General features: G+C 63.4%; 22 protein-coding genes and 1 tRNA gene. 12 read left to right on the top strand and 11 right to left on the bottom strand.

Annotated elements, in window-relative coordinates; all coding sequences use genetic code 11:
* The 3 genes from yihA to ACVDG8_RS19015 all read right to left on the bottom strand — a co-directional run bounded on the left by yihA (position 1) and on the right by ACVDG8_RS19015 (position 1,703).
* Positions 1 to 660, bottom strand: coding sequence for a ribosome biogenesis GTP-binding protein YihA/YsxC (yihA, locus tag ACVDG8_RS19025; RefSeq protein WP_447256057.1), 660 nt, complete (start codon positions 658 to 660; stop codon positions 1 to 3).
* Complete coding sequence (locus ACVDG8_RS19020; protein ID WP_447256056.1) at positions 657 to 1,295, bottom strand: CatB-related O-acetyltransferase; 639 nt, start codon at positions 1,293 to 1,295, stop codon at positions 657 to 659. The genes yihA and ACVDG8_RS19020 overlap by 4 nt, the downstream gene beginning before the upstream one ends.
* A 93-nt stretch (positions 1,296 to 1,388) precedes the next feature.
* Complete coding sequence (locus ACVDG8_RS19015; RefSeq protein ID WP_447256055.1) at positions 1,389 to 1,703, bottom strand: hypothetical protein; 315 nt, start codon at positions 1,701 to 1,703, stop codon at positions 1,389 to 1,391.
* 163 nt (positions 1,704 to 1,866) lie between these two features.
* Here ACVDG8_RS19015 and ACVDG8_RS19010 point away from each other — a divergent pair, with 163 nt between their 5' ends.
* The 3 genes from ACVDG8_RS19010 to ACVDG8_RS19000 are packed head-to-tail and all read left to right on the top strand — an operon-like array spanning position 1,867 to position 4,824.
* Positions 1,867 to 1,998, top strand: coding sequence for a hypothetical protein (locus ACVDG8_RS19010; protein ID WP_447256054.1), 132 nt, complete (start codon positions 1,867 to 1,869; stop codon positions 1,996 to 1,998).
* Complete coding sequence (locus ACVDG8_RS19005) at positions 1,991 to 3,283, top strand: HlyD family secretion protein (protein WP_447256053.1); 1,293 nt, start codon at positions 1,991 to 1,993, stop codon at positions 3,281 to 3,283. The genes ACVDG8_RS19010 and ACVDG8_RS19005 overlap by 8 nt, the downstream gene beginning before the upstream one ends.
* The gene (locus ACVDG8_RS19000) at positions 3,280 to 4,824 is read left to right on the top strand and encodes a DHA2 family efflux MFS transporter permease subunit (protein WP_447256052.1); all 1,545 of its coding nucleotides are present in this window, start codon (positions 3,280 to 3,282) and stop codon (positions 4,822 to 4,824) included. The genes ACVDG8_RS19005 and ACVDG8_RS19000 overlap by 4 nt, the downstream gene beginning before the upstream one ends.
* Positions 4,825 to 5,194: 370 nt before the next feature.
* On the opposite strand, the gene yidC is transcribed toward ACVDG8_RS19000, so the two are convergent.
* The 3 genes from yidC to rpmH are packed head-to-tail and all read right to left on the bottom strand — an operon-like array spanning position 5,195 to position 7,542.
* Complete coding sequence (yidC, locus tag ACVDG8_RS18995) at positions 5,195 to 7,024, bottom strand: membrane protein insertase YidC (protein ID WP_447256051.1); 1,830 nt, start codon at positions 7,022 to 7,024, stop codon at positions 5,195 to 5,197.
* 13 nt (positions 7,025 to 7,037) lie between these two features.
* Positions 7,038 to 7,391, bottom strand: coding sequence for a ribonuclease P protein component (rnpA, locus tag ACVDG8_RS18990; protein ID WP_447256050.1), 354 nt, complete (start codon positions 7,389 to 7,391; stop codon positions 7,038 to 7,040).
* A 16-nt stretch (positions 7,392 to 7,407) separates the two neighbouring features.
* Positions 7,408 to 7,542: a 50S ribosomal protein L34 gene (gene rpmH / locus ACVDG8_RS18985; protein ID WP_008833937.1), complete on the bottom strand. Its 135-nt coding sequence runs from the start codon at positions 7,540 to 7,542 to the stop codon at positions 7,408 to 7,410.
* Between the two features lie 276 nt (positions 7,543 to 7,818).
* Between rpmH and ACVDG8_RS18980 the strand changes: the two genes are divergently transcribed.
* Positions 7,819 to 9,291, top strand: a complete 1,473-nt coding sequence (locus ACVDG8_RS18980; protein WP_447256049.1) for an ATP-binding protein — start codon at positions 7,819 to 7,821, stop codon at positions 9,289 to 9,291.
* 148 nt (positions 9,292 to 9,439) lie between these two features.
* Positions 9,440 to 9,517 (top strand) — tRNA-Arg (locus ACVDG8_RS18975).
* A 178-nt stretch (positions 9,518 to 9,695) separates the two neighbouring features.
* On the opposite strand, the gene ACVDG8_RS18970 is transcribed toward ACVDG8_RS18975, so the two are convergent.
* Positions 9,696 to 10,601: a LysR substrate-binding domain-containing protein gene (locus ACVDG8_RS18970; RefSeq protein ID WP_447256048.1), complete on the bottom strand. Its 906-nt coding sequence runs from the start codon at positions 10,599 to 10,601 to the stop codon at positions 9,696 to 9,698.
* Between the two features lie 112 nt (positions 10,602 to 10,713).
* On the opposite strand from ACVDG8_RS18970, the gene ACVDG8_RS18965 reads away from it, so the two are divergent.
* The 7 genes from ACVDG8_RS18965 (at position 10,714) to ACVDG8_RS18935 (ending at position 16,975) form a co-directional block, all read left to right on the top strand.
* Positions 10,714 to 11,301, top strand: a complete 588-nt coding sequence (locus tag ACVDG8_RS18965; RefSeq protein ID WP_455707168.1) for an FAD-binding oxidoreductase — start codon at positions 10,714 to 10,716, stop codon at positions 11,299 to 11,301.
* 26 nt (positions 11,302 to 11,327) lie between these two features.
* Entirely contained in the window at positions 11,328 to 12,095 is a 768-nt protein-coding gene (locus tag ACVDG8_RS18960; RefSeq protein WP_455707167.1) for a BBE domain-containing protein, read from the top strand.
* 24 nt (positions 12,096 to 12,119) lie between these two features.
* On the top strand, positions 12,120 to 13,295 hold the full coding sequence (locus ACVDG8_RS18955) for an MFS transporter (RefSeq protein ID WP_447256046.1): 1,176 nt from the start codon (positions 12,120 to 12,122) through the stop codon (positions 13,293 to 13,295).
* A 325-nt stretch (positions 13,296 to 13,620) separates the two neighbouring features.
* Entirely contained in the window at positions 13,621 to 14,151 is a 531-nt protein-coding gene (locus ACVDG8_RS18950; RefSeq protein ID WP_447256045.1) for a dihydrofolate reductase family protein, read from the top strand.
* 125 nt (positions 14,152 to 14,276) lie between these two features.
* Positions 14,277 to 15,008, top strand: a complete 732-nt coding sequence (locus ACVDG8_RS18945) for an NUDIX hydrolase (protein WP_447256044.1) — start codon at positions 14,277 to 14,279, stop codon at positions 15,006 to 15,008.
* A gap of 13 nt (positions 15,009 to 15,021) precedes the next feature.
* Entirely contained in the window at positions 15,022 to 16,005 is a 984-nt protein-coding gene (locus ACVDG8_RS18940) for an SPFH domain-containing protein (RefSeq protein WP_447256043.1), read from the top strand.
* Positions 16,006 to 16,078: 73 nt separating this feature from the next.
* Positions 16,079 to 16,975: a hypothetical protein gene (locus tag ACVDG8_RS18935; RefSeq protein ID WP_447256042.1), complete on the top strand. Its 897-nt coding sequence runs from the start codon at positions 16,079 to 16,081 to the stop codon at positions 16,973 to 16,975.
* 72 nt (positions 16,976 to 17,047) lie between these two features.
* Here ACVDG8_RS18935 and ACVDG8_RS18930 read toward each other — a convergent pair whose 3' ends face one another.
* The 4 genes from ACVDG8_RS18930 to ACVDG8_RS18915 are packed head-to-tail and all read right to left on the bottom strand — an operon-like array spanning position 17,048 to position 22,227.
* Positions 17,048 to 17,650 carry a 4'-phosphopantetheinyl transferase family protein gene (locus ACVDG8_RS18930; protein ID WP_447256041.1) on the bottom strand — a complete coding sequence of 201 codons (603 nt, stop codon included), beginning with the start codon at positions 17,648 to 17,650 and terminating at the stop codon, positions 17,048 to 17,050.
* 49 nt (positions 17,651 to 17,699) lie between these two features.
* Positions 17,700 to 18,170, bottom strand: a complete 471-nt coding sequence (locus tag ACVDG8_RS18925; protein WP_447256040.1) for a GNAT family N-acetyltransferase — start codon at positions 18,168 to 18,170, stop codon at positions 17,700 to 17,702.
* Positions 18,167 to 20,746 (bottom strand): Pls/PosA family non-ribosomal peptide synthetase, encoded by a 2,580-nt coding sequence (locus ACVDG8_RS18920; RefSeq protein ID WP_455707166.1) that lies wholly within the window; start codon positions 20,744 to 20,746, stop codon positions 18,167 to 18,169. Before ACVDG8_RS18920 ends, ACVDG8_RS18925 begins: the two co-directional genes overlap by 4 nt.
* Positions 20,665 to 22,227 carry an amino acid adenylation domain-containing protein gene (locus ACVDG8_RS18915; RefSeq protein WP_455707165.1) on the bottom strand — a complete coding sequence of 521 codons (1,563 nt, stop codon included), beginning with the start codon at positions 22,225 to 22,227 and terminating at the stop codon, positions 20,665 to 20,667. The genes ACVDG8_RS18920 and ACVDG8_RS18915 overlap by 82 nt, the downstream gene beginning before the upstream one ends.
* Positions 22,228 to 22,541 lie beyond the last annotated feature (314 nt).

The raw sequence follows: 22,541 nt of genomic DNA, 5'->3' as shown, positions 1-22,541 counted from the left end.
TCAGCCGCCGTTTGCCACCAGCACGATCGCGGCCCGCAACTCGTCGAGACCTTCGGCTTTTTCCGAGGATGTCGCCAATACGATCGGAAAAGCAGCTGGCCGCTTCTTGATCTTGGCCAGCGTCTCTTCGATCAGTTTCGGCACGCCGGCGGCCTTGATCTTGTCGGTCTTGGTCAGCACCACCTGGTAGGACACCGCCGCCTTGTCGAGCAGCGACAGCACTTCCTCGTCCTTGGCCTTGATGCCGTGGCGGGCGTCGATCAGCACATAGACGCGCTTCAGCGTCACGCGCCCCTGCAGGTACTCGAAGATCAGCTTGGTCCACTCATCGACCTTCTCCTTCGGCGCGCTGGCGTAGCCGTAGCCGGGCATGTCGACCAGCGCCATCGGCGGCAGGTCGGCGCCCTCGCCTGAAAAGCCGTCCGGCACGAAATAGTTGAGCTCCTGCGTGCGTCCCGGCGTGTTGGAGGTGCGCGCAAGCCCCTTCTGGTTGACCAGCGCGTTGATCAGCGACGACTTGCCGACATTGGAGCGGCCGGCAAAGGCGATCTCTGGCGGTCCTTCCGGCGGCAGGAATTTCATCGACGGCACGCCGCGGATGAATATCCACGCGTGGGTGAAAAGCTCGGAGCTGATCACGGTTGTGTTTGGCGCGTTCAAACCGCGGCCTCCAGTCTGGCAATGTCGGCGCCACGGATGGCGTTGAGGTTGCGGCTGATCTTGTCCACCGGCCAGTCCCACCAGGCCGCCTTGAGCAGGCGCCGCACTGTGAAGTCGTCGAAGCGCATTTTTACCACCTTGGCCGGATTGCCGGCAAAGATCGCATAGGGCGGCACATCGTGCGTGACAACCGATTTCGCGGCGATGATGGCGCCGTGGCCGATCTTCACGCCCGGCATGATCACCGCATCCATGCCGATCCACACATCGTTGCCGACGATCGTGTCGCCGCGAATCTCCTTCGACCAGGTCTGAGGGTCAAAACCTTCCTCCCAGCCATGGCCGAAAATATTGAACGGATAGGTCGAGAAGCCGGACATGGCATGGTTGGCGCCGTTCATGATGAAGCGCGCGCCTTCCGCGATGGCGCAGAACTTGCCGATGATCAGCCTGTCGCCGATGAAGGGGTAGTGATGCAGGACGCATTTCTCGGCGAATGCGTCCGGGCCGTCGGGATCGTCATAGTAGGTGAAGTCGCCGATCTCGATGTTCGGCGCCTTCACCAGTCCTTTCAGGAAACCGATGCGCGGATGCATCGCAACCGGGTGCTTGATATTGGGATTGGGTCCGGTCATCACGGTCCCTCCATGATTGCAGGCGCGTCCCGGCGCAGCCGGCGACGTCGACATCCGATCAAACTAACGTGATCCGGCTATAGCACAAAGCGCTCAATGGCTGCCGCGGCAGATCACGATTGGGTTGGAAAGAGCGCTGTCGAAACCGCTGCCCTGGTAGACCTGGACATTCGATGCTCCCGGCGGCAGCGAGAAGCTGCCCTCGACGATTTTCTGGTCTCCGGTCGTCGTGTGCAGAGCCCAGCTGAAGGTGCAGAATTGCGCCGGCGCCTTGGGTTGCACGTGGCTGCAGTTGAGCTGCGCGCCCCCTAGCATCGCCGCCCCGCCGCAGCTGACCGCGTCCTTGGCAGCGGCTGGAAAAGCGCACCCGACAAGGGTGGCGATAAGGGTGATTTTGAGTCCGTACATCGTCTTGTCTTGCTCGCCGATAGCTCGAGCCAACGTTGCCGTGGCCCATGCGAAATTTTTACCAAGCGCCTTAGTCGGTCTTGCGCGCCGCGTCCAGCAGGATTATGTGCATGGTGATAATAAGCATGCTCACGAAAAGTTGTCGCCGACTCGATATCCTCCCATGTCCATCTCACTCACCATCAGCTTCGTGCTGCACGACGTCGCGCGTCCGTTCGAAAAGCGCTTGATCAATTCCAATCTGCTCGAGGCCCGCGCCCAGCCGGTCCTCGACCGGGAGAAAGTCCATGTCTGAATCAACCTCAACCAGAAAGCCCGCCGCCGAGGACAATGCCGGCGACAGAGTAAGCGACCAGGTCATCCGCCTGGACAGCCAGCGCGAGCAAAGGCGCGGCCCCAACCCGCCCATCGAAGACGATGAGCTGGAAGCGCTCGTGGCTCCCGAGCCGGCGGCCCTTGAAGCCCCCTCGGCGCAGCCCAAGCCGGCCTCGGTCACCGTGGCGCCGCCGGCTCCCGTCAAGCCGCGTCGCAGCCTGACGCGGCCGATATTGTTCGCACTGCTTCCGGTCGCGCTGGTGGCCGGCGGCTACTATTACGTTGTCGGCGGTCAGGTCATGAGCACCGACAATGCCTATATCCAGGCGCAGTCGCTTGGCGTCTCCACCGACGTCTCCGGCACCGTCGACGAGATCGACGTGCATGACAACGAGGTGGTCAAGAAGGGCCAGGTGCTGTTCCGGCTGCGGCCGGCCTCCTTCCAGACCGCGCTTGCGGGCGCTCAGGCGCAGCTCGGCACGGTGCGCAACCAGGTGCTGACCCTGCAGGCGAGCTACCAGCAGTCGCTGGCATCGATCGATCAGGCGCAGGCCGACATTCCTTATTACGAGGCCGCTTTCCAGCGTCAGCAGGACCTGCTCAAGACCTCGACCGCCTCCAAGGCGACCTTCGACAGCGCCCAGCACGATCTCGTCGCCGCGCGCCAGAAGGTGATCGTCGCCAAGGCACAGGCACAGTCCATGCTCGCTCAGCTCGGCGGCGATGCCAGCCAGCCGGTCGAGAAGAACCCCTTCTACCTGCAGGCCCAGTCGGCGGTGGACGATGCGCAGCGCAACCTCAACGACTCGGTTGTCAAGGCGCCGTTCGACGGCATCGTCACCAATGTCGACGCGCTGCAGGTCGGCAAATATCTGCCGGCCTCGCAGCCGGCCTTCAGCCTGGTGTCGTCGACCGATATCTGGATCGCGGCCGAGCCGAAGGAGACCGAGCTCACCTATGTCCGGCCCGGGCAGAAGGCGACGATCAGCATCGACGGCTATCCGGGGGAGGTCTGGCACGGCACCGTCGGCTCGATCAGCCCCGCTTCGTCGTCCAGCTTCTCCCTGCTGCCGGCGCAGAACACCAGCGGCAACTGGGTCAAGGTCGTGCAGCGCATCCCGATGCGGGTGACGATCGACGATCCCCAGGGCAAGCCGCCACTGCGCGGCGGCATGAGCGCCGTGGTCGATATCGACACCGGCCATGCGCGTGGCCTGCCTGACGTCATCACCGGTCTCTTCAAGCATTCCGGAACAAAGTCATGACAACGGCTTCCGCGACAGGCGCGCCCGTGATCGCCAATCGCGGCGCCATCACCACCTGCGTCATCCTGGCGGTCATCATGCAGGCGCTGGACACCACCATCGCCAATGTCGCGCTGCCCTATATCCAAGGCAGCGTCTCGGCGAGCGCCGACCAGATCAACTGGGTGCTCACCTCCTACATCGTCGCTGCCGCCGTGATGACGCCGCCTTCGGGCTACCTTGCCAACCGCTTCGGCCGCAAGCGCATCCTTCTGGTGGCGATCACCGGCTTCGTCGTCGCCTCGGTGCTGTGCGGCTTTGCCCAATCGCTGCCGCAGATCGTCGGCTTCCGCCTGCTGCAGGGCCTGTTCGGCGCCGCCCTTGTGCCGCTGTCGCAGAGCATCCTGCTCGATATCTACAGCGTCGAGGAACGCGGCTCGGCCATGGCGCTGTTCGGCGTCTCGGTGATGGTCGGGCCGGTGCTCGGCCCGGTCATCGGCGGCTGGCTCACCGAGAACGTCTCCTGGCGCTGGGTTTTCTACATCAACGTGCCGATCGGCGCGCTGGCCTTTTTTGGCGTGTCGATGTTCGTCCAGGAAACCAAGCTCGATCTCAAGGCCAAGCTCGACTGGCTGGGCTTCGGCATGCTCAGCGTCTCCATTGGCGCGCTGCAGATGTTCCTCGACCGCGGCGAGCAGCTCAACTGGTTCTCGTCGGCGGAGATCGTCGTCGAGGCGCTGGTCTGCGCGTCGGCCTTCTACATCTTCATCGTCCACACCTTCACCGCCCGCAACACCTTCGTGAATCCCAGGCTGTTCCTCGACCGGAATTTCGCCGTCGGGATGATCTTCATCTTCATCATCGGCATCACCTATCTCGCCTCGCTGGCGCTGATGACGCCCTATCTGCAGACGCTGATGGGCTATCCGGTGGTGACGGCCGGCATCGTCATGGGCCCGCGCGGTCTCGGCACCATGGCTTGCATGTTCCTCGTCGGCCGCCTGGTCGGCAAGGTCGACACGCGCTGGCTGCTGTTCATCGGCCTCGCCATCACGGCTTGGGCGATGTACGACATGACCGGCTGGACGCCCGCTGTCTCGCAATGGACGATCATCAGCACCGGCTTCATCCAGGGCGCCGGCCTGGGCTTCCTGTTCGTGCCGCTGACCACCATCACCTTCGCCACGCTGGCGCCGGAGCGGCGCTCGGAGGGCACGGGCCTCTACAATCTGTCGCGTAACATCGGGTCCAGCGTCGGCATCTCGGTGGTCTCGGCGCTTTTGACGCAGAACGTGCAGGTCAATCACGCCAACATCTCCGCCTATGTGACGCCCTTCAACCAGGCGTTCAGCGATCCGGCGATAGCGCAGGCGATGAACCCCTATACGGCCGCCGGCCGCGCCGCGCTCGACGGGCTGGTCACGCTTCAGGCTACGATCATCAGCTATGTCGACGACTTCAAGCTGATGATGATCCTGTCGCTCGCGGCCATCCCGCTGGTGCTGTTGCTGCGCAAGCCCGGCACGCCGGCCAAGGTCGATCACAGCGCCGTCATGGAATGAGCCGTCGCACGGCTCGGCCATCCGGCCATCGATCTCGGCTCAATCGTCGACAGGCTGGCGCCTCCGTCGCCGACGTTGGAGATTGGCCGAACCCCGCGACGTCGTCATACTCGGGCTTGACCCGAGTATTCATGCCGTGACCTTTGCCGAAGGGTGCAACGGTGCAGCAATTCTGAAACGCAGCAACGCCTTGGCGTAACGGCATGGATTCCAGGGTCTGCGCGCGTCGCTTCGCTCCTTGCTCCGCCCTGGAATGACGACCGGGAATATGGCCACGGCCAATCACGAAGATTGGCGACTGCTCACCCGGCCTGATCAACAAAAACCCGGCCAAGCCGGGTTTTGTATTCGAAAAGATTGGGGGCGCCGGCTATTCCGCCGGCGATGGTTTCTTGCGGAACAGCGCCGTCAGATTGTCCCATAGTTCGATCTTGGCGCCCTGGCGCTTCATGATCACGCCCTGCTGCAGGATCGACAGCGTGTTGTTCCAGGCCCAGTAGATGACGAGGCCGGCCGGGAAGCTGCCCATCATGAAGGTGAAGATAACCGGCATCCAGGTGAAGATCGCGGCCTGCGTCGGGTCCGGCGGCGTCGGGTTCATGCGCATCTGCAGGAACATTGTGATGCCCATGACCACCGCCCAGGCGCCCATATGCGGCAGGAAGGCGGGCGGCGCGAACGGTATCAGGCCGAACAGGTTGAAGACCGAGGTCGGATCGGGCGCCGCAAGGTCGTGGATCCAGCCGAAGAACGGCGCGTGCCGCATCTCGATGGTGATGTAGAGCACCTTGTAGAGCGAGAAGAACACCGGAATCTGCAGCGCCACCGGCCAGCAGCCGGCGAGCGGATTGATCTTCTCGGTCTTGTAGAGCTCCATCATCGCCTGCTGCTGCTTCATCTTGTCGTCCGCGTATTTCTCGCGGATTTCGGTCATCTTCGGCTGCACCTTCTTCATGTTCGCCATCGAGGCGTATGATTTGTTGGCGAGCGGGAAGAAGATGGCCTTGACGATGACGGTGGTGGCGAGGATCGCCAGGCCGAAATTGCCGAAGAATTTGTAGAGCGTGTCGATCAGCCAGAACATCGGCTTGGTGATGAAATAGAACCAGCCCCAGTCGATCAGAAGATTGAACTGGCGAATGTGACGGTCGGCCTCATAAGCGTTGATCTTGGCGACTTCCTTCGCACCAGCGAATATGTCGGACTGGATCGTAGTCGACTGCCCAGGCGCGATTGTAATCGGGTCGGATAGGAAGTCGGACTGATAGCTGTGGGCGTGAGGTCCGCCGGTGAACTCGAAATAGGAGTATTTCGGCTGAAACGGCTGCTTGCCCGAAGGCACCAAGGTCACAGCCCAGTACTTGTCGGTGATGCCAAGCCAGCCATCGGTCGATTTGCCCGGTTTGTATTCCTTTGCCTTTTCGATCGCCGCGTATTTGTATTCCTCCAGGCCTTCGGTCCCAGTCACGCCGATAAGGCCCTCATGAAGGACATACGTGCTCGCGACCGGCGGCTTGTCGAAACGGGTGACACGACCGTAGTTCGACAGTGTCACAGGTGCCGCGCCGCCGTTCTGGATCATGTCGGAAACGGTGAACATATACTGGCTATCGACAGAGAAGGTGCGCTTGAAGGTCAAGCCCTTGTCATTGGTGAAAGTCAGTGTCACGGGAGTCGACGGGGTCAATGCCGCATTGCCATCAGCCTGCCATGCCGTGTCGGGGCCCGGCATCTGACCCATGTCCGGCGTGCCGGAAAAGCCAATCTCGGCGAAATAACCGTTCGCCAGCGACGCCGGGTTGAGCAATTCGATCTCAGGCGATTCTTTGTCGACCGTCTCGGTGTAGTGCTTAAGCTTGAGGTCGTCGAGCCGCGCGCCGGTGAGATTGATCGAGCCTTCAAGGCTCGGCGTGTCGATCTTGACGCGCTTGGTCTGGCCAATGGCCTCTTCGCGGCTCTTCGCGGTAGAGGTTCCGCTGCCAGGCGCGGTCGGAATGGTGCCGGAAGCCGGGGCCGGCGCTCCGGCGGCGCCCGGGTTGGTCCCTTGCGCCTCCTTCTTCTGCGCTTCGACGCGCTGCTGCTCGATGCGGGCCTGCTCGCGCTGGGCTTCGCTGTGCGGCAACACGTAAAAATATTGCCAGAGCGCCAGTATCAACACCGACAGCGCGATGGTGATGAAGAAATTACGGTTGTTTTCCATCGAAGCCCTTGGCCTATCGTGTTCCGCGCAATCGGCGGGAAAGCTCGGCCTTCAATTGGCCAAACGGAGTGGCAAGCACGTCTTCGCGCCCGACGATGACATAGTCATTTCCGGGCGCCATGTCATCGGCGGCATGGACGCGCACCGCTTCCCTGAGCCGCCGCCTGACGCGGTTGCGCACCACGGCGTTGCCGACCTTCTTGGTAACGGTATAGCCGACGCGTGGCGCAAGGTCGTCGCCGCGATCGAGAACCTCAACGAGAAAAAGCCGTCCGCGGCGTTTTTCACCGCCGCGCACAGCCAGGAATTCCGCGCGTTTCAGAAGCCGCCCGGGAGCTGGTCCCTTTGGCTTGCCGGTTGCGGGCAACGATCTCGTCTTCCGTTCAGGCGCTGAGCCGCTTGCGGCCGCGGTTGCGGCGAGCTGCGACGACGCCGCGACCACCCTTGGTGGCCATGCGGGCACGGAAACCGTGCCGGCGCTTGCGGACGAGTTTAGACGGTTGGTAGGTACGCTTCATTTGTTTTAATACCGCGGGGTGCGGCCCTTCTTGATTCTGTCACACTGTAACAGGAGCTTTGCCGGGCCGGCTTAGGCGCGATCGAAACCGCGCCGGGACGAATGGCCCGAGCGTGAGCGGGCTTATAGAAAGAAGGCTTTTGGAAGTCAATCCAGGTACGCCCAGGGGCATTTTTTGCTGGACCAAGGTTGAAATTGGCAAAAAAGCCATAAATCGCTTAATCTTGGCCGATCAAGGCTTCGTGAAGACCGCGTTATGACGAGTGAAGCTCTGCCCATGGATGAAAAGGCACGGTCAGCGGCGGCGAATTCGTCCCGCCGGGTACCGCTGTCGCGTGGCCTGTCGACCAAGCTTCTGCTGCTCACCATCGTCTTCGTTCTGCTCGCCGAAATCCTGATCTTCCTGCCCTGGATCGCCAGCTATCGGGTGAACTGGTTGAAAGAACGGCTGAGCACCGCCGCCGCAGTCTCGATCGTGCTTTTGCAGGGCGAGCCCAACTCACTGTCGCATGCCGCCCAGAACGATGTGCTGATCGCTATCGGCGCCAAGGCGATCGCGGTGCGCGATGGCGGCGTCTCGCGGTTGCTCGTCGTCTCGGATATGCCGCCGCAGGTCGACGAGCACATCGACATCGCCGATGTCGGGCTGGTCAACGGCATGACCGGCGCGCTCGATACCTTGTTCTTCGGCGGCAAGCGCATGCTGCGTGTCTTCGGCCCGGTCGGCGACAGCGACAAGGAGTTCGAACTGATCATGCCGGACTACCGTCTGCGCGACGCCATGCTCAGATATTCGCGCAATGTCGCTTTCGTCTCGCTGCTGATCTCGCTGTTCACCGCCATGCTCGTCTATGCGGCGATCGACCTGATCATGATCGGTCCGATCCGCTCGATGACGCGCTCGATCCTGTCCTTCTCGGAGGCGCCGGACGACCCGAACCGCGTCATCTGTCCGACGGAGCGCGCCGACGAGATCGGTGTCGCCGAGCGCGAGTTGGCGCAGATGCAGGACCGGCTGCAGAAGATGCTCTCGGAGCAGAAGCACCTCGCCGATCTTGGCCTGGCGGTGTCGAAGATCAATCACGACATGCGCAACATCCTTGCCTCCGCGCAACTGATGTCGGACCGCCTGCGCCAGGTCAGGGATCCAACCGTGCAAGCCTTCGCGCCGAAGCTGCTGCGCGCGCTCGACCGGGCCGTCTCCTATTCCGAAGGCGTGCTGCACTACGGCCGCACGCAGGAGCCGGCGCCGTCGCGCCGGCGGCTCAGGCTGCGCCAGTTGGTCGACGATGTGCATGGCCTGCTCGACATCGAGGAAGGCATCGAGTTCATCAACGCCGTCGAGCTCGCCTTCGAGGTCGACGCCGATTCCGACCATCTCTTCCGCGTCCTCACAAATCTCTGCCGCAACGCGGTGCAGGCGATGGCCGCCGACACGGAGAGCGCGGTGGTGCGTAGGCTGGCGGTCGCCGCCGAGCGGCAAGGCAGCGTCAGCCGCATCACCGTCACCGACACCGGTCCCGGCCTGCCGCCCAAGGCGCGCGAGAACCTGTTCGCCGCCTTCCGCGGTTCGGCGCGCAGCGGCGGCACCGGCCTCGGCCTGGCGATCGCGCATGAACTGATCCGCGCCCATGGCGGCACGGTGGAGTTGGTCGAATCGATCGGCGGCCGCACGGTCTTTGCCGTCACCATCCCCGACCAGCCGGTGCGGCTCGACCAAGCGCGCAACGGCCTGCGCCGCCCGGCTTGAGCTGAATCTCGGCTGGCCCTGATCCTCAGGCGACAAAACTTTGCCGGATCGGCTTGCATTTCGGAAAATCAGTCGTTAGGGAACACGTCTCGTCGCGGCCGGTCGCCAGGATCGGATCGCGGGGCTTGTGTCACACACGGCCTGTTGCGCGCCCGTAGCTCAGCTGGATAGAGCACCAGACTACGAATCTGGGGGTCAGGAGTTCGAGATCTCTTCGGGCGCGCCAAAATCGTCGATACCCTCCGCAATACTCTATAGCCGCCGGGCGTACGTCCTTGTATCTGATAGAGGTGCGGCCCACGCGGAAACAGCGGCGTTCGGCGGCGGAAAAGTTCTAATCGCTTCAGGTGGAATGGCGGAATGTGCGAGTTCCGGAGAGTTCGGCCGCGGTAGGTCTCGCGACCTCAGCTGAGGGCCCTCATCCATGTCGAGAAGGCTTCGATGACATGCGCCCGCGGACTATGCGCCATCGAGACGAGATAAAATCCATAACCGGGCAGGGAGAGTGGATGGGCCTTCACGAGTAGCCCGCTCCTCAATTCATTGCTGATGACCAGGTCACTGCAGATCGCAACCCCTTGTCCGCCGACAACGGCGTCAATCGCGTGCAGTTCCTCGCGGAAGCTCAGGTCCCAGACCTTTTCGCGGGGGTTGAAATCGGGATCGATCGACCGCGCGACCGCCAGCCATTTCTGCCACGACGGCGCGTCCGGATCGCGGTTCATCCAGTCATAGTGGATCAGCGGAAGACGCAGGAGATCCGCAGCCCGCGTGATCGGGCCATGGCGCTCCAGCAGATAGGGGCTGCAAACTAGAACATATGCATCCCGAAACACCTCATGCGCCACAAAATCGAGTGGCGGCTTTCGTGCGTAACGGATCGCAAGGTCCGCAGCGCCCGCTCTCAGATCGAGGACGGCATCCGTACCGATGATATCCAAGGGGACAGCGGGGTTTGCTTCGCGCCATTTGGGCAGTTGCGGGACCAGCCATTTGCTGGCGAATGCGTTCGGGCTCGTCACACGCAGCGGCGCTTGCACATCCTCTTCTGGCAACAACGCCACCGCCGCAACCAGCGCATCGAAGCCATTGCGCAACGCCGGATAGAGCCGAGCACCTGCGCTCGTCAGAAGCAAGGGTCGCGGGCGGCGCTGGAATAGCTTGACGCCGCAGGCCTCCTCCAACTGCCGAATCTGGTGGCTGATTGCCGTCGGAGTGACGCCGAGCTCCTTTGCGGCAACCCCGAAACTTTGATGTCGGGCAGCAGCCTCGAAGGCGTGGAGAGCGCGAAGCGGCGGAAGCTTCCTCATCCTGACTTTCTAGATGAGATTTTCTCATCCGGCACGTGAATTCTTCGATTTTGAAACGGCTTGGCACTTCATGAGATGATGGCATGGGCATTCATTGCCGGGAGCAAATCGGATGGAGCGGCGCCGCGACCTCATGAGCAAATCGCATTTCGAACCTCGGCCTACCCCACGGCTACGGCTCAAGGGCAACGTGGTTGTTGAGGGGGATTCCGGTTACGACGAGGCGCGCAGGGTCTGGAATGGCGCCATCGACAAGCGGCCGGCGATGATCGCCTACTGCACGGACGCCGAGGATGTGGTTGAGGCCGTGACGTTCGCGAGAATCCGCGCGCTCCCGGTAGCCGTTCGCAGCGGAGGCCACAATGTCGCTGGCCTGTCGGTCTGTGACGGGGGCATGGTCATCGACCTGTCGCGCATGAAACGCATCGATGTCGATCTGGTCCGTCGGACCGCGCGCGCGGAGGCAGGCCTCAACCTGGGCGAATTCGATCGTGCCACGCAGGCGCATGGCCTGGCGACCACCATGGGCGTCAACAGCGATACCGGCATCGCCGGGCTCACGCTGGGCGGCGGCTTCGGCAAGCTCGGGCGAAAATACGGGCTGACCTGCGACAACTTGATTGCCGCCGAAGTGGTGACAGCCGAGGGAAAGATATTAAGGGCCAGCGCGAGCGAACACCCCGACCTGTTCTGGGGGTAAGAGGCGGCGGCGGCAATTTTGGCATCGTGACGGCGTTCGAATACCAGTTGCATGCGATCGGCAGGTCCCTGTTCGTCGCGTCGGCGCTTCATCCTTACGATCAGGCGCGCGAAGCCATGCAGTTCTATGATGAATTCGCCCGCGGCGCACCGGATGAGGCGGACGTCGACGCAGCCCTCGTGACCCTGCCGTCGGGCGACCGGTTTTTCAGCATCTCGGGCTGCTATGTAGGACCGCACGACGAGGGTGAGCGGGCCCTTGCACCAATCGCGAAATTTGGCTCGCCCGTTGAGACTCGCCTCGCGACAGTTCCCTATCTCGACATTCAGTCGGGTGGCGATGCCCTGTTTCCGCGCGGCCGCCGCTACTATTGGAAGGCGCAGTTCCTGCGGGAGATCAGTGCCGGCGCGATCGACACGCTGCTCGACGCCTATGCGAGAGCGCCCAACACCTCGTCCCTGCTGGTTTTCCAGCATGTCGGCGGCGCAATTGCGCGGGTTCCGGTAACGGACTCGCCCTATGCAAACCGCGATGCGGCGTTCGACTGCTTTCCGATCGGAATCTGGGACGATCCGGCCGATGACGACGCCAACATGCGTTGGGCTCGCGATCTGTGGGGTGCCGTCAGGCCTTATTCGAGCGGGGGCGTCTATGCCAACAACCTGGGGGATGAGGGCGAGGACCGGGTGCGCGACGCTTATGGCGTGAACTATGCGCGGTTGGCCGCGCTCAAGACCAAATACGATCCGAACAATTTCTTCCGTCGGAACCAGAATATCAAGCCGATGGGATAGTTCGCGACATCGGAGAAAATCCAAATGCGAAGCCGCTGGACGATTCTGGCCGTCCTGTTCGTCGCTCGTGCCGCCATCGCGTTTCAGTTTCAGAGCGTCGCGGCCGTCGCGCCCCAGCTGTGCCAGAGCCTGGGCACGAGCCTGGCCGGTATCGGTGTTCTGATCGGGCTCTATTTTGTGCCAGGCGCCATGCTTGCCTTGCCCGGCGGCGCGTTCGGCCGACGCTATGGCGACAAGGGCACGGTCCTTGCCGGGATGCTGATGATGCTGGCCGGCGAACTGTTGATGGCTGCATCGCCGTTATGGAGCATGCAGATCGCGGGCCGACTGATCGCGGGCATCGGCGGTGTTCTCCTGAACGTTCTGATGACCAAGATGGTCGCGGACTGGTTCACCGGTCGGGAGATCGCCACCGCGATGGCCATTTTCATCAACTCGTGGCCGGCTGGCATCGCAATCTCCCTGATGCTGTTGCCGGCAATCGGAGCGACGTTCGGGCTACATGCCGTCAACCTTGCGGTCGCAGGGCTGATCCTGATCGGCCTCTCCCTCATCGCTTTGGTCTATCGCGCGCCGGATGTATCCGTTGTGATCGAAGGAGAGAGCGGCAAGCTGAGCGCCGGTACGATCTGCGCCGTGATGGTCGCTGGCTTGATCTGGTGCCTCTACAATATCGGCTTTGCGATGATCTTCAGTTTCGGCCCATCGATGCTCGTTGAGCGAGGCTGGTCCAATGCAGCAGCTGGATCAACCATCAGCATTGTGCTCTGGCTCGCCGTGCTTTCGGTTCCGTTCGGCGGCTTCCTCGCCGATCGGACCAAGCGCGGCGAGGCCATTCTCGCGACAGGCTGCATTGCCTTCGCGCTTCTGACGTTTCTCCTGTCGCGCAGCGGCGCGGTGCTTCCCGTCGTCGTTGCTCTTGGAATCCTTTGCGGCTTGCCCGCAGGTGCGATCGTGAGCCTGCCGGCGCGCGTGCTCGAGCAGAAGATGCGGCCGATCGGGATGGGGCTATTCTATACTGTCTATTACGCCGGCATGCTGGCCGGGCCGGCGATCGGTGGAGGACTCGCCACGTCGATCGGCTCCGCGAGCGCCGCGCTAGACTTCGGCGCCGCCGCACTCATGGCTTGCCCGGTCGTCCTGTGGCTGTTTCGCCATATCGTTGTCGGCCAATATCGGCCGGCCATTTCGCCGACCTGAAGGCGCGGGATGGAAGTCCTGCGAGGTCACGCCTTGGCCGCCGTTCTTTTCGGCTATGGAGTAGACATAGCTCCCATCATCGCCCGGCGCGGCGCGCCATTTCTGCCGAATGCCTCATGGCTCTCTTCTCGCGATCAAGCTTCAACGCGGCCCACATCCGCTCGCTCTCGTGCCTACGGCCGCGAAAGCGCGGCTGACACCGGTGGTGAGCCCTCACTAGAAGCGCCATCCAAAAATCAATTGCGAAACAAATCAGCGGGGTCTAGCCTGAAACCGATTGCATAATGCAATCGGACGCGCGGATCTATCATGTGAGGGAATGGGCATGGCGAAGCTTGTCTTCGGAATGAACCAGTCGCTGGACGGCTACGTTGATCACATGGCGTTTGGGCCAAGTCCCACGCTGTTCCGCCATTTCATCGAGGAGGCCGAGGCGCAGGCGGGCAGCCTCTACGGTCGCCGGATGTATGAGATCATGCGCTACTGGGACGACGATCATCCTGAATGGGATGCGGAGAAACAAGCCTACGCGACGGCGTGGCGGAACCAGCCGAAATGGGTCGTCTCCCGATCGTTGAAGACTGTCGGACCCAATGCCCGGCTCGTCGAGGACGATCTCGAGAGCGCGATCCGCAAGCTGAAGGCCGAGCGCGATGGCGAGATCGAAGTAGCCGGCCCGGACCTGGCGCGAACTCTCACCGCGCTTGGCTTGATCGATGAGTATCGGATCTACCTGCACCCCGTGGTGCTCGGTCACGGCAAGCCCTATTTCGCCGGACCCCGGCCACCGCTCCGCCTCGTCGCGAACGACCGGATCGGCGAAGACGTGCTCAGGTTGACCTACGTTCCAGCGTAATTCGCGCCCCGCTTCGCGCCCTCATTCGATATCGTCCGGCGGCCTCTCCTCTTTGGAGACGCCTGTGTATTGACATATATGCCAAATGCTTATATGTATTCTGCACATTACATATGGGCACACCAATGACCGAGACCGACTCCCTCAAGAAATATGACCCCAGCGCCCTCCAGCGCCCGTCGGTCACGGTCGACCTTGTCTTGTTGGGCATCCGCGAAGGTCGTGCAGCCGTGCTGCTGGTCAAGCGCGACCAACTTCCGCATGCGGGCCGCTGGGCGCTGCCTGGCGGCTTCGTCGGCATCGACGAATCCCTCGACGATGCTGCCGTACGGGTGCTGCGTGAAAAGGCCGGAATGGCGCATGCTCATCTTGAGCAACTCTACACGTTCGGCGCCGTCGACCGCGATCCGCGCATGCGCATCGTCAGCGTCGCCTATCTGGCGCTGCTCACCGAGCAGGCCTTCGAGGCGGCGTTGAGCGCGATGCCGGCGCTGCTGCCGGCCGCGATCCACGTGCCTTGGGCCGGCGAGGCCGGCGGGCCGGTCAAGCTGCTGTCGCCGGACAACGAAAAACTGACCCTTGCCTTCGACCATGCCGACATCGTGGCGACGGCGATGCTCAGGCTGCGCGGCAAGCTCGACTATTCCGACGTCGCCTTCGCCCTGCTGCCCGAGCTTTTCACGCTGAGGCAGCTGCAGGATGTGCACGAGGCCGTCCTCGGCACTGTGCTCAACAAACCGGCCTTCCGCCGGCGCCAGCTCGACAAGGGCTGGCTGGCGCCAACCGGCGCCCATGAAGCGGGCGCCGCCTATCGCCCGGCCGAGCTTTATCGCTTCCAACGTCCCGTGACCAATTGAGGAGAGACCAACCATGGCCACCATCCGCAATTTCGGCTTCGTCGCTCAGCTCCGCAGCGAGGCAAGCAGCCACATCATCCGTTATCGCAACGGCAGCGCCAGGCAGAGCGGCCGCGGCCTGGTCTTCTGGTTCATGCCCGAAACCGCCAGCATCGCCGAGCTGCCGATGGACGACCGCGAGATGACGTTGTTCGTCAAAGGCCGCAGCCAGGATTTCCAGACCGTCGCCGTGCAGGGCACCATCGGCTGGCACGTCGTCGACCCCGCGCGACTGGCCGAGCGTGTCAATTTCAGCATCGACTTGCGCAGTGGTAAACTGCGCGGCGAGCCGATCGAGCGCATCCAGGCCCGCATCGCCGGCATCGCCAACCAGGTGGTGCAGCAATATCTCGGCCAAGCGCCGGTGCGCGCGCTTCTCGATGCCGGCCCGGCGCCGTTGCGCGAGCGGCTGCAGGCGGTGGTCGCGGCCGACCCGGCGCTGACCGAAATCGGTGTCGCCGCGGTCGACGTGCGGCTCACCAATCTGGCGCCGACCAGCGAGCTCGAGCGCGCATTGCAGACGCCGACCTTCGAGGCCCTGCAGCAGAAGGCCGACGAGGCGACCTTCCAGCGCCGCGCTTTGGCCGTCGACAAGGAGCGCGCCATTGCCGAGAACGAGCTCGCCAACAAGACCGAGCTGGCGCGGCGCGAAAAACTGCTCATCGCCGAAGAGGCCGAGAACGCCCGCAACCGCGCCACCGGCGTCGCCGAGGCGCAGCAGATCGAGGCGGGCGCCGAGGCCGAGCGCATCCGCACGGTCGAGGGCGCCAACGCGGAAGCGGAACGGCAGCGCATCGCCATCTACCGCGACCTGCCGCCGGCGATCCTGCTTGGCCTCGCCGCCCAGCAGCTCGCCGGCAAGCTGGACAGAATAGAGCATCTCAATGTGACGCCCGATCTGCTGGCGACCGTGCTCGGCGAGTTCCGCAAGGGGCCGGCCGTGATCGAGGCGCGCTAGAGCATGATCCCGAAAAGTGGGAACCGGTTTTCGGAAAAGATCATGCTCCAACAAGAATTCTGAGGGGACGACCATGGCCGCCAACCGACCGCGCGCGGTCTTCGTGACGCGCGAGACCGACTATGAGCTCCTCATCGCGCATCACGCCACGCGCGGTCAGGCGCGCTTCTTCCTCGAGACGCGCGGCCAGCGCCTGGAAGACGTCGAGGCCAGGCACGACCGCTTCCAGGCCGTGCTCGGCGCGGCCCGCGGCTCGGTGCCGGCCGACTGGCGCCAGACCCTGGTGACGCGCGCCGACCTCGACCGCTTCCTGTTCGCGCCCGACGATGTCGTCGTCGCCGTCGGGCAGGACGGGCTGGTCGCCAATGTCGCCAAATATCTCAACGGCCAGCCAGTGTTTGGCGTCAATCCGGCGCCGGACCTCTACGACGGCGTGCTGGTGCGGGTCGGCATCGGCCGGCTGGCCAAGCTGCTCGCCGCCAGTGCCGCCGGCGATGTCCAGATGGAATCGCGGACCATGGTCCAGGCCGAGCTCGAAGCCGGCGAGATGCTGCTGGCGTTGAACGAGATCTTCGTCGGCCATCGCAGCCACCAGTCGGCCCGTTACCGGATCGAGGCGGAGGGCAAGGCGGAAGACCATGCCTCCAGCGGCCTCATCGTCGCCTCCGGCACCGGCGCGACCGGCTGGGCGCGCTCGATCATGGAAGCGACGCATCTCGAACTGTCGCTCGGCCGCGAGGAGCATGCGGTGGGTTTCTGGGTCCGCGAGCCGTTCCCGAGCGTCGCCACCGCCACCAGTTTGCGAGCGGGAAAAATCACCGAAAGCCCGCTCACCATCACCTCGCGCATGAACGACGGCGGCGTCATCTTCGCCGACGGCATCGAACAGGATTTCATTGCCTTCGACTGGGGCCGCCAGGTGCGGCTGGCGCCGGCATCAAGGGCGCTGCGGCTGGTTGTCGATCCGTAGGGCCCGTCCATCTTGCAGGCGTGCCGAGGCGATGAAAACTCGATTCGCGCGCACCATCCCACTGGCGCACATTCAATCCTCCCGCGCCACGTAGGCCAGCGCCAGGATCCTTGGGGCGACGGTGAAGCGCACCGTAAACCTGCGACCGGGTAACGTGACTGCTTCGCCCGATCCGAGATCGACGGCGATGTCCTCGAAGCCCAGCACGCGGCCGTCGAGCGGGAAAGACGCCTTGTAGGTCGCCTCCTTGGCCGCGAACAGGATGCGACCGCCCATGCCGGGGTCGAGATCGCCCAACCGGTCCCGCAGGGTGCTCACCACCGGCCAGAGCTCCGCGGGCAAAGGCAAGACGGGCTCGATGTCGACCCCGACACTTCTCAGCGCGTCGGATCGCGCGGCGACGGCAACGGCCAACTCTTCGTCATGCGCGATGGAACCGACAATGGCTGGCGGCCAGACCGGTTCTCCCAAGCGGCCGCGCAACACCGCGCGGTTCAGGGACCCCAAACGCTTGAGCAAATCATGCGCGATGCAGCGGCCGGCTCCGCTCGCGGCGCGCGCCCTGCGATGGCGTGCAGTGACGGAAGCGTTTTCCGCCGGCAGGAGGAATTGCTCGTCTCCGGCAAGGATGCGACGGCAGCCGCCAATGAGGCCGGGCGGCGAGAGGCTGGTCAATGCCCGCTCGACGTCCGTTGGCGTGCCTCCCGGCCGCGCGGTCAACGCGTTACCCGCCCAGTTCGAGCAGGGCGATCATCTCGCCGTCCTCGTCCAATCCCTGTTCGACGAAACCGAAGCCGGCATAGAGACGGCGCGCCGCCTCATTTTCAGGCTCGTAGCAGATCGAGACGCGGCGAATGTGGCCGAGCAGATCAATCTCCTCCAGCGCCTTGGCGACAGCGGCATGGCCTAGGCCCTTTCCCTGTTCCCGGCGGTCGATCATGAAACGATAGATGATTGCCTCATCATCGCCGTTGGGCGCGCTGTACATCAGAAATCCGACGATGCGCCCGCCGGCGACAATGGCGCGGGCGATGGCCTCGTCGTCGTTCCTGGCCTCAGCTAGCGACTCGGCGTTGGAGGCGACGAAGCCCTGTTGCTCCGGCAACAGTTCAAGCGCCAGTGTCGCCGGCCGGTTCGCCTTGCCGATAGGCTCCAGGGTAACCGGCTCGCCGCGCATGCCGGCCAGGGCTGTCACGGAATCATCATCGCGCGGGCATCGATCGGCGTCACGACGCCATAGAGATTCGCCGGATTGCCGCGCCAGACGGTGTTCGGCTCGATGACCTCGCCTTTCATTACGAAGCAGTCGAGATCCGCCACCGATCCCTCGCCCATCACCACCGCGTAGTGAACGAAGGAGGACGGGGCGAGCGTGCAGCCGTTGCCAATGCGGATGTAGTCGGACTTGAACGCGCCTTCCTCCAGCGAGTGCGGCTGGATCACGCAGCCCTCGTTCAGGGTCACGTCGTCGCCGATCTCCACCAGCGACCGCTCGGTGATGATGCTGCCGCCATCATAGAGGCGCAGCCCCACTTTGACGCCCAGCATGCGCAGGATGATCGGCCGGAACGGGGTGCCGGTGAACAGGCCCATGATCGGTGAATCCGATAGTTTCCAGTGCCGTTCGTGCCGCCAGAAGACCGGGTCGTAGATTGTCGCCATGCGCGGCTTCAGCCGGCGGAAGCCGAGGCTGACCCGCTCAAGGAAGATGTAGAACGGAACACCGATCGCCGTGGTCAGCATCACCGCCACGAAAAGTGCCGTCGCCCCCCATTCGGTATAGTAGTTGAGGGCGCGGTCCCAGATGGCGAGCGTCAGGAAAAGGATCAGCCACTGCGCGGCCACGAACATCACCGCGGTTATGAGATTGTGCAGGTTCTTCAGCGGCAGGCGACGGTTGCGCTCCTTGTCGGAGATCAGTCCGAGAAGCTCCTTGTCGCGATTGACCATGCGCGGGATTTCGAAGGGCGGCGAACCCAGAAGCCCGACATTCTCGCGCATGGGGCCGTCCACCGGAACGTGGACCTTGGTTCCGAGCAGGCAGTTGTCGCCGACGCGGGAACCCGGTGAATAGATGATGTTGTTGCCGAAGAAGTTGCGCTCGCCGACCCGGGTATGCTCGAGGCGGAAGGAGTTGGCCGACTTCTGCATGTTGACCATGAACAGGCCGTCGGACACCATCGTATGCGAGCCGATCTCGGTGAGCTGCGGATTTTCATGCCGCTGGTTGGTGCCGAAATTCGACCCCGTCTGATCCACCTTGTTCAACTTCCAGCCGATCGCGCGCATGTAGTAGACGATGGCCGAGCTGTCGCCGAACAGCACGTTCAGCAGCCGTACGTTGCTGATCAGCTCCAGCATCGTTTGCAGCCAGTAGTGGAACCCGTAGAGCGAATAGTTCCGGCCCGGCTTCAGCATGAGGTTGAACAGCCGCGGCACGATGGCCGCCAGCAGTACTCCGCCGATGATGAACCCGGCCACCGTGACCGTCGTGCCGATCGCCACGACGCCGATGGTTTCATCGTAGTCGTCACCGACATTCTCCCAGTAGCTATGGAACAGAAGCGGGAACGGTGTGACTATGGCGAACAGGATGAAGAGCTGGATCGTCTCGTAGATAACCCGGCGCACGCGCGATAGCGGCACATTAGGGACCCTGCAATAGTCCGCCTCGGTCGGGATCGCCGGCGATCCGTGCCACCGCTCGCCGGCCGGGATCGACTGCCCGCGATGCAGCGACGATGCATGGCCGAGCTGGGAGCCGTCTCCCATCCGGGTGTCGATGTCGAGCGTCGATCCAACGCCGACAAAGGCGTCGTTGCCGATGTCGACGGGCCCGGTATGGATGTAGCCCGCCTGCGCGCGGAAACCGAGGATCGACGAATCCTTGCGCAGGATCGAGTTGTCGCCGATGGCGATCAGGTCGGTGCAAACCGGAACGGCTCTGCACTCGACGACCGTGCGATTGCCGAGCCGCGCGCCGAGCAGGCGCAGATACAGGCTGTAGAGCGGACTGCCGCGGAACAGCACGACCGGAGCGCTGCGGACGAGCGTCTTGACGATCCAGAAGCGATAGTAACGCCAACCCCAGATCGGAAAGCTTTCGGCCTTCCAGCGGCCGACCAGCAGCCATTTAGCGGCGATGGCAAAGCCGCTCAATCCAAAGAACGCGCCGGCGGACAGAAGAACGCAACGCAGATAGAGAGACGCGGGGTCGTCCAGGGCGTCATAGACCCAATTGAGGCCGCCATTGACCGCCCATAGCGCGAGATAGCTGCAGGCCGCATAGAACAGCAATTGGCCGAAGCCCGTGGCCCAAATGGCGAGGTTGGAGGCCCGATGCGTCAATATGGGCTCGCTCGCGGCGATTGCGGCTATCTGAGACGACCTCAGGTACTCGGCGAGCTTCGCAATCGTCGGGTGCAGGTAGATGTCGCGCATTGAAGTCGTCGACCAGGCCGTGCGCGAGCGGATGCGCGCGCAGAACCGCGCCATCAACAAGGAATTCGCGCCAAGATCGTCGAAGAAGTGATCCTCGATCGAGATATCCTCGAACTTCAGCACGTCTTGCAGCGTGTCGACGAGGAACTTCTCGTCCTCGTTGCGTGGGTCGATCATCGCATGGCCGGCGGCGACGCGGGCGCTCGTCGGCTTCGGAAGTTTCCGCAAATCGACCTTGTTGGAAACGGTCATCGGGATCGCGGGCAGCTGCTCCAGATAGGCCGGAACCATGTAGTCGGGCAGCCGCCGTTTGAGCTCCTGCACCAGCACGGTGCGATCGACGCCGTCGCTGCCGCTCCTGGGGCGTAATAGGCGACCAGCTCCGTGCGCTCGGGCTCGATCTCCCATGTCGTCACTGCCGCCTGCGCGATGCCCGGCTGATCCAGTAGCACGGCCTCGATCTCGCCAAGCTCGATGCGGTAGCCGCGGATCTTCACCTGCGTGTCGATGCGGCCGTGATATTCGATATCGCCCTTGTCGTTGATGCGGCCAAGGTCGCCGGTCCGATAGATGCGGCCGCCGGGGTTGTTGGGCAGGCCGATGAAATCCTTGATGAACCGCTGTTCGGTGAGTTCCGGCCGGTTGAGGTAGCCGACCGCCACGCCCATGCCGCCGATGCAGACCTCGCCCAACTGGTCGCCCGTCAGAACTTCCGGCCTTTCGGGGTCGAGAATGGCTATCGAATAGGTGGGCAGCGGCTTGCCGATCGTCACCGGCTCATCCGGGGCCAGCAAGGCCATCGTCGCAGTGACCGTCGCTTCGGTCGGCCCGTAGGTATTGAGAATCTTGCGGCCTTGCCTTGCCCAGCGCGCAACGAGCTTCTGCGAGCAGGCCTCGCCTCCGACCAGGATCGCGCGCAGGCTTGGCGCGTCGCTCTCGATCGACGACAGCAGCGTCGGACTGCACGCCATGCAGGTGATATGGTGCTCGCGCAGGAAGGCGGCCAGTTCCTCGCCAACCAGCGGTTGCTGGCCAGGCGCCGGCACGACGGTCGCGCCGGCGGCGAACGGCACCCAGATCTCCTCCGAGGAGAAGTCGAAGGCGATGGTCATGCCTTGGTACACGCGGTCGTCAGGCTGATAGCCGTAGGACGCCGCCGCGACGCGGATGAAGTTGCAGAAACTCTGATGGCTGATGACCACGCCCTTCGGCTTGCCGGTGGTGCCAGAGGTGTAGAGGATGTAGCAGGTTTGGTCCTGGGCGCCATCCGGCAGCGGCGCGGTTTCGGGCTGGAGCGCGATTTCGGACTCCGCAGAATCGATCGAGATATGCGGAACGGGCAGGCGCGCCACGCGCGCCGCGTAGCCCGAAACACTGATCACCATCGTGATGATGGCGTCCTCTATGATCATGATCATGCGATCTTCGGGGAACGCTGTGGCGAGCGGAACGAAAGCGGCGCCTGCCTTCATCACCGCAAGTATGGCGATGTAGGTTTCGGCGGAACGATCCAGGAGCAGGCCGATCCTGTCGCCCGGCTTCACGCCGCGCTCGATCAGAAGATGCGCGAACTGGTTGGCGCGGCTGTTCAGCTCGCGGTACGACCACGGCCGGCCGCCGGAGATGACCGCGGGCGTGGCGTCGAAGCGATTGGCCAGGTCGACGAAGAACCGGTCGAGCCGCTCATGGGGCTCGCCCTTCTGGATGAAATCGGGGCCGATAATAACCTGGTCGCGAGCCGGGGCTGCGGTCGCTGCTTTGGCCTGGCGGGAATTCTGCTTGGTGGGCTTGGTGGCTTCATTGAGAGACATTGGGAACCTCGCGGGCTCGTATCTGCCCGCAATACATGATTGCTGAAAAGACATAAACAATCGAAGTCTTACCACGCGCCTTCTGCGCGGCAGGTGAAATGATCATGCCGCAGCGTGTCAGACTGGGAGCTGGCCGACTTCAAGCGGCCTATGCTGCTGCTCTGATGGCCGATCCATGGCGACCGTGCCTCTTCACGATTATTTGATATGGGCCTTAAACGGCGATGGCGCGGATATCGGCATTGTCGAGGCAGTAAGCCGCATAGCGGAAATCGCGGATGGCCGTGACCTCGTCGCCCCGCCAGCCTATCAGC

Source organism: Mesorhizobium sp. ORM8.1 (genome assembly GCF_053005525.2).
Note: the sequence above shows the minus strand (reverse complement) of the source record. Positions and strands in the feature narration are given on the sequence as shown.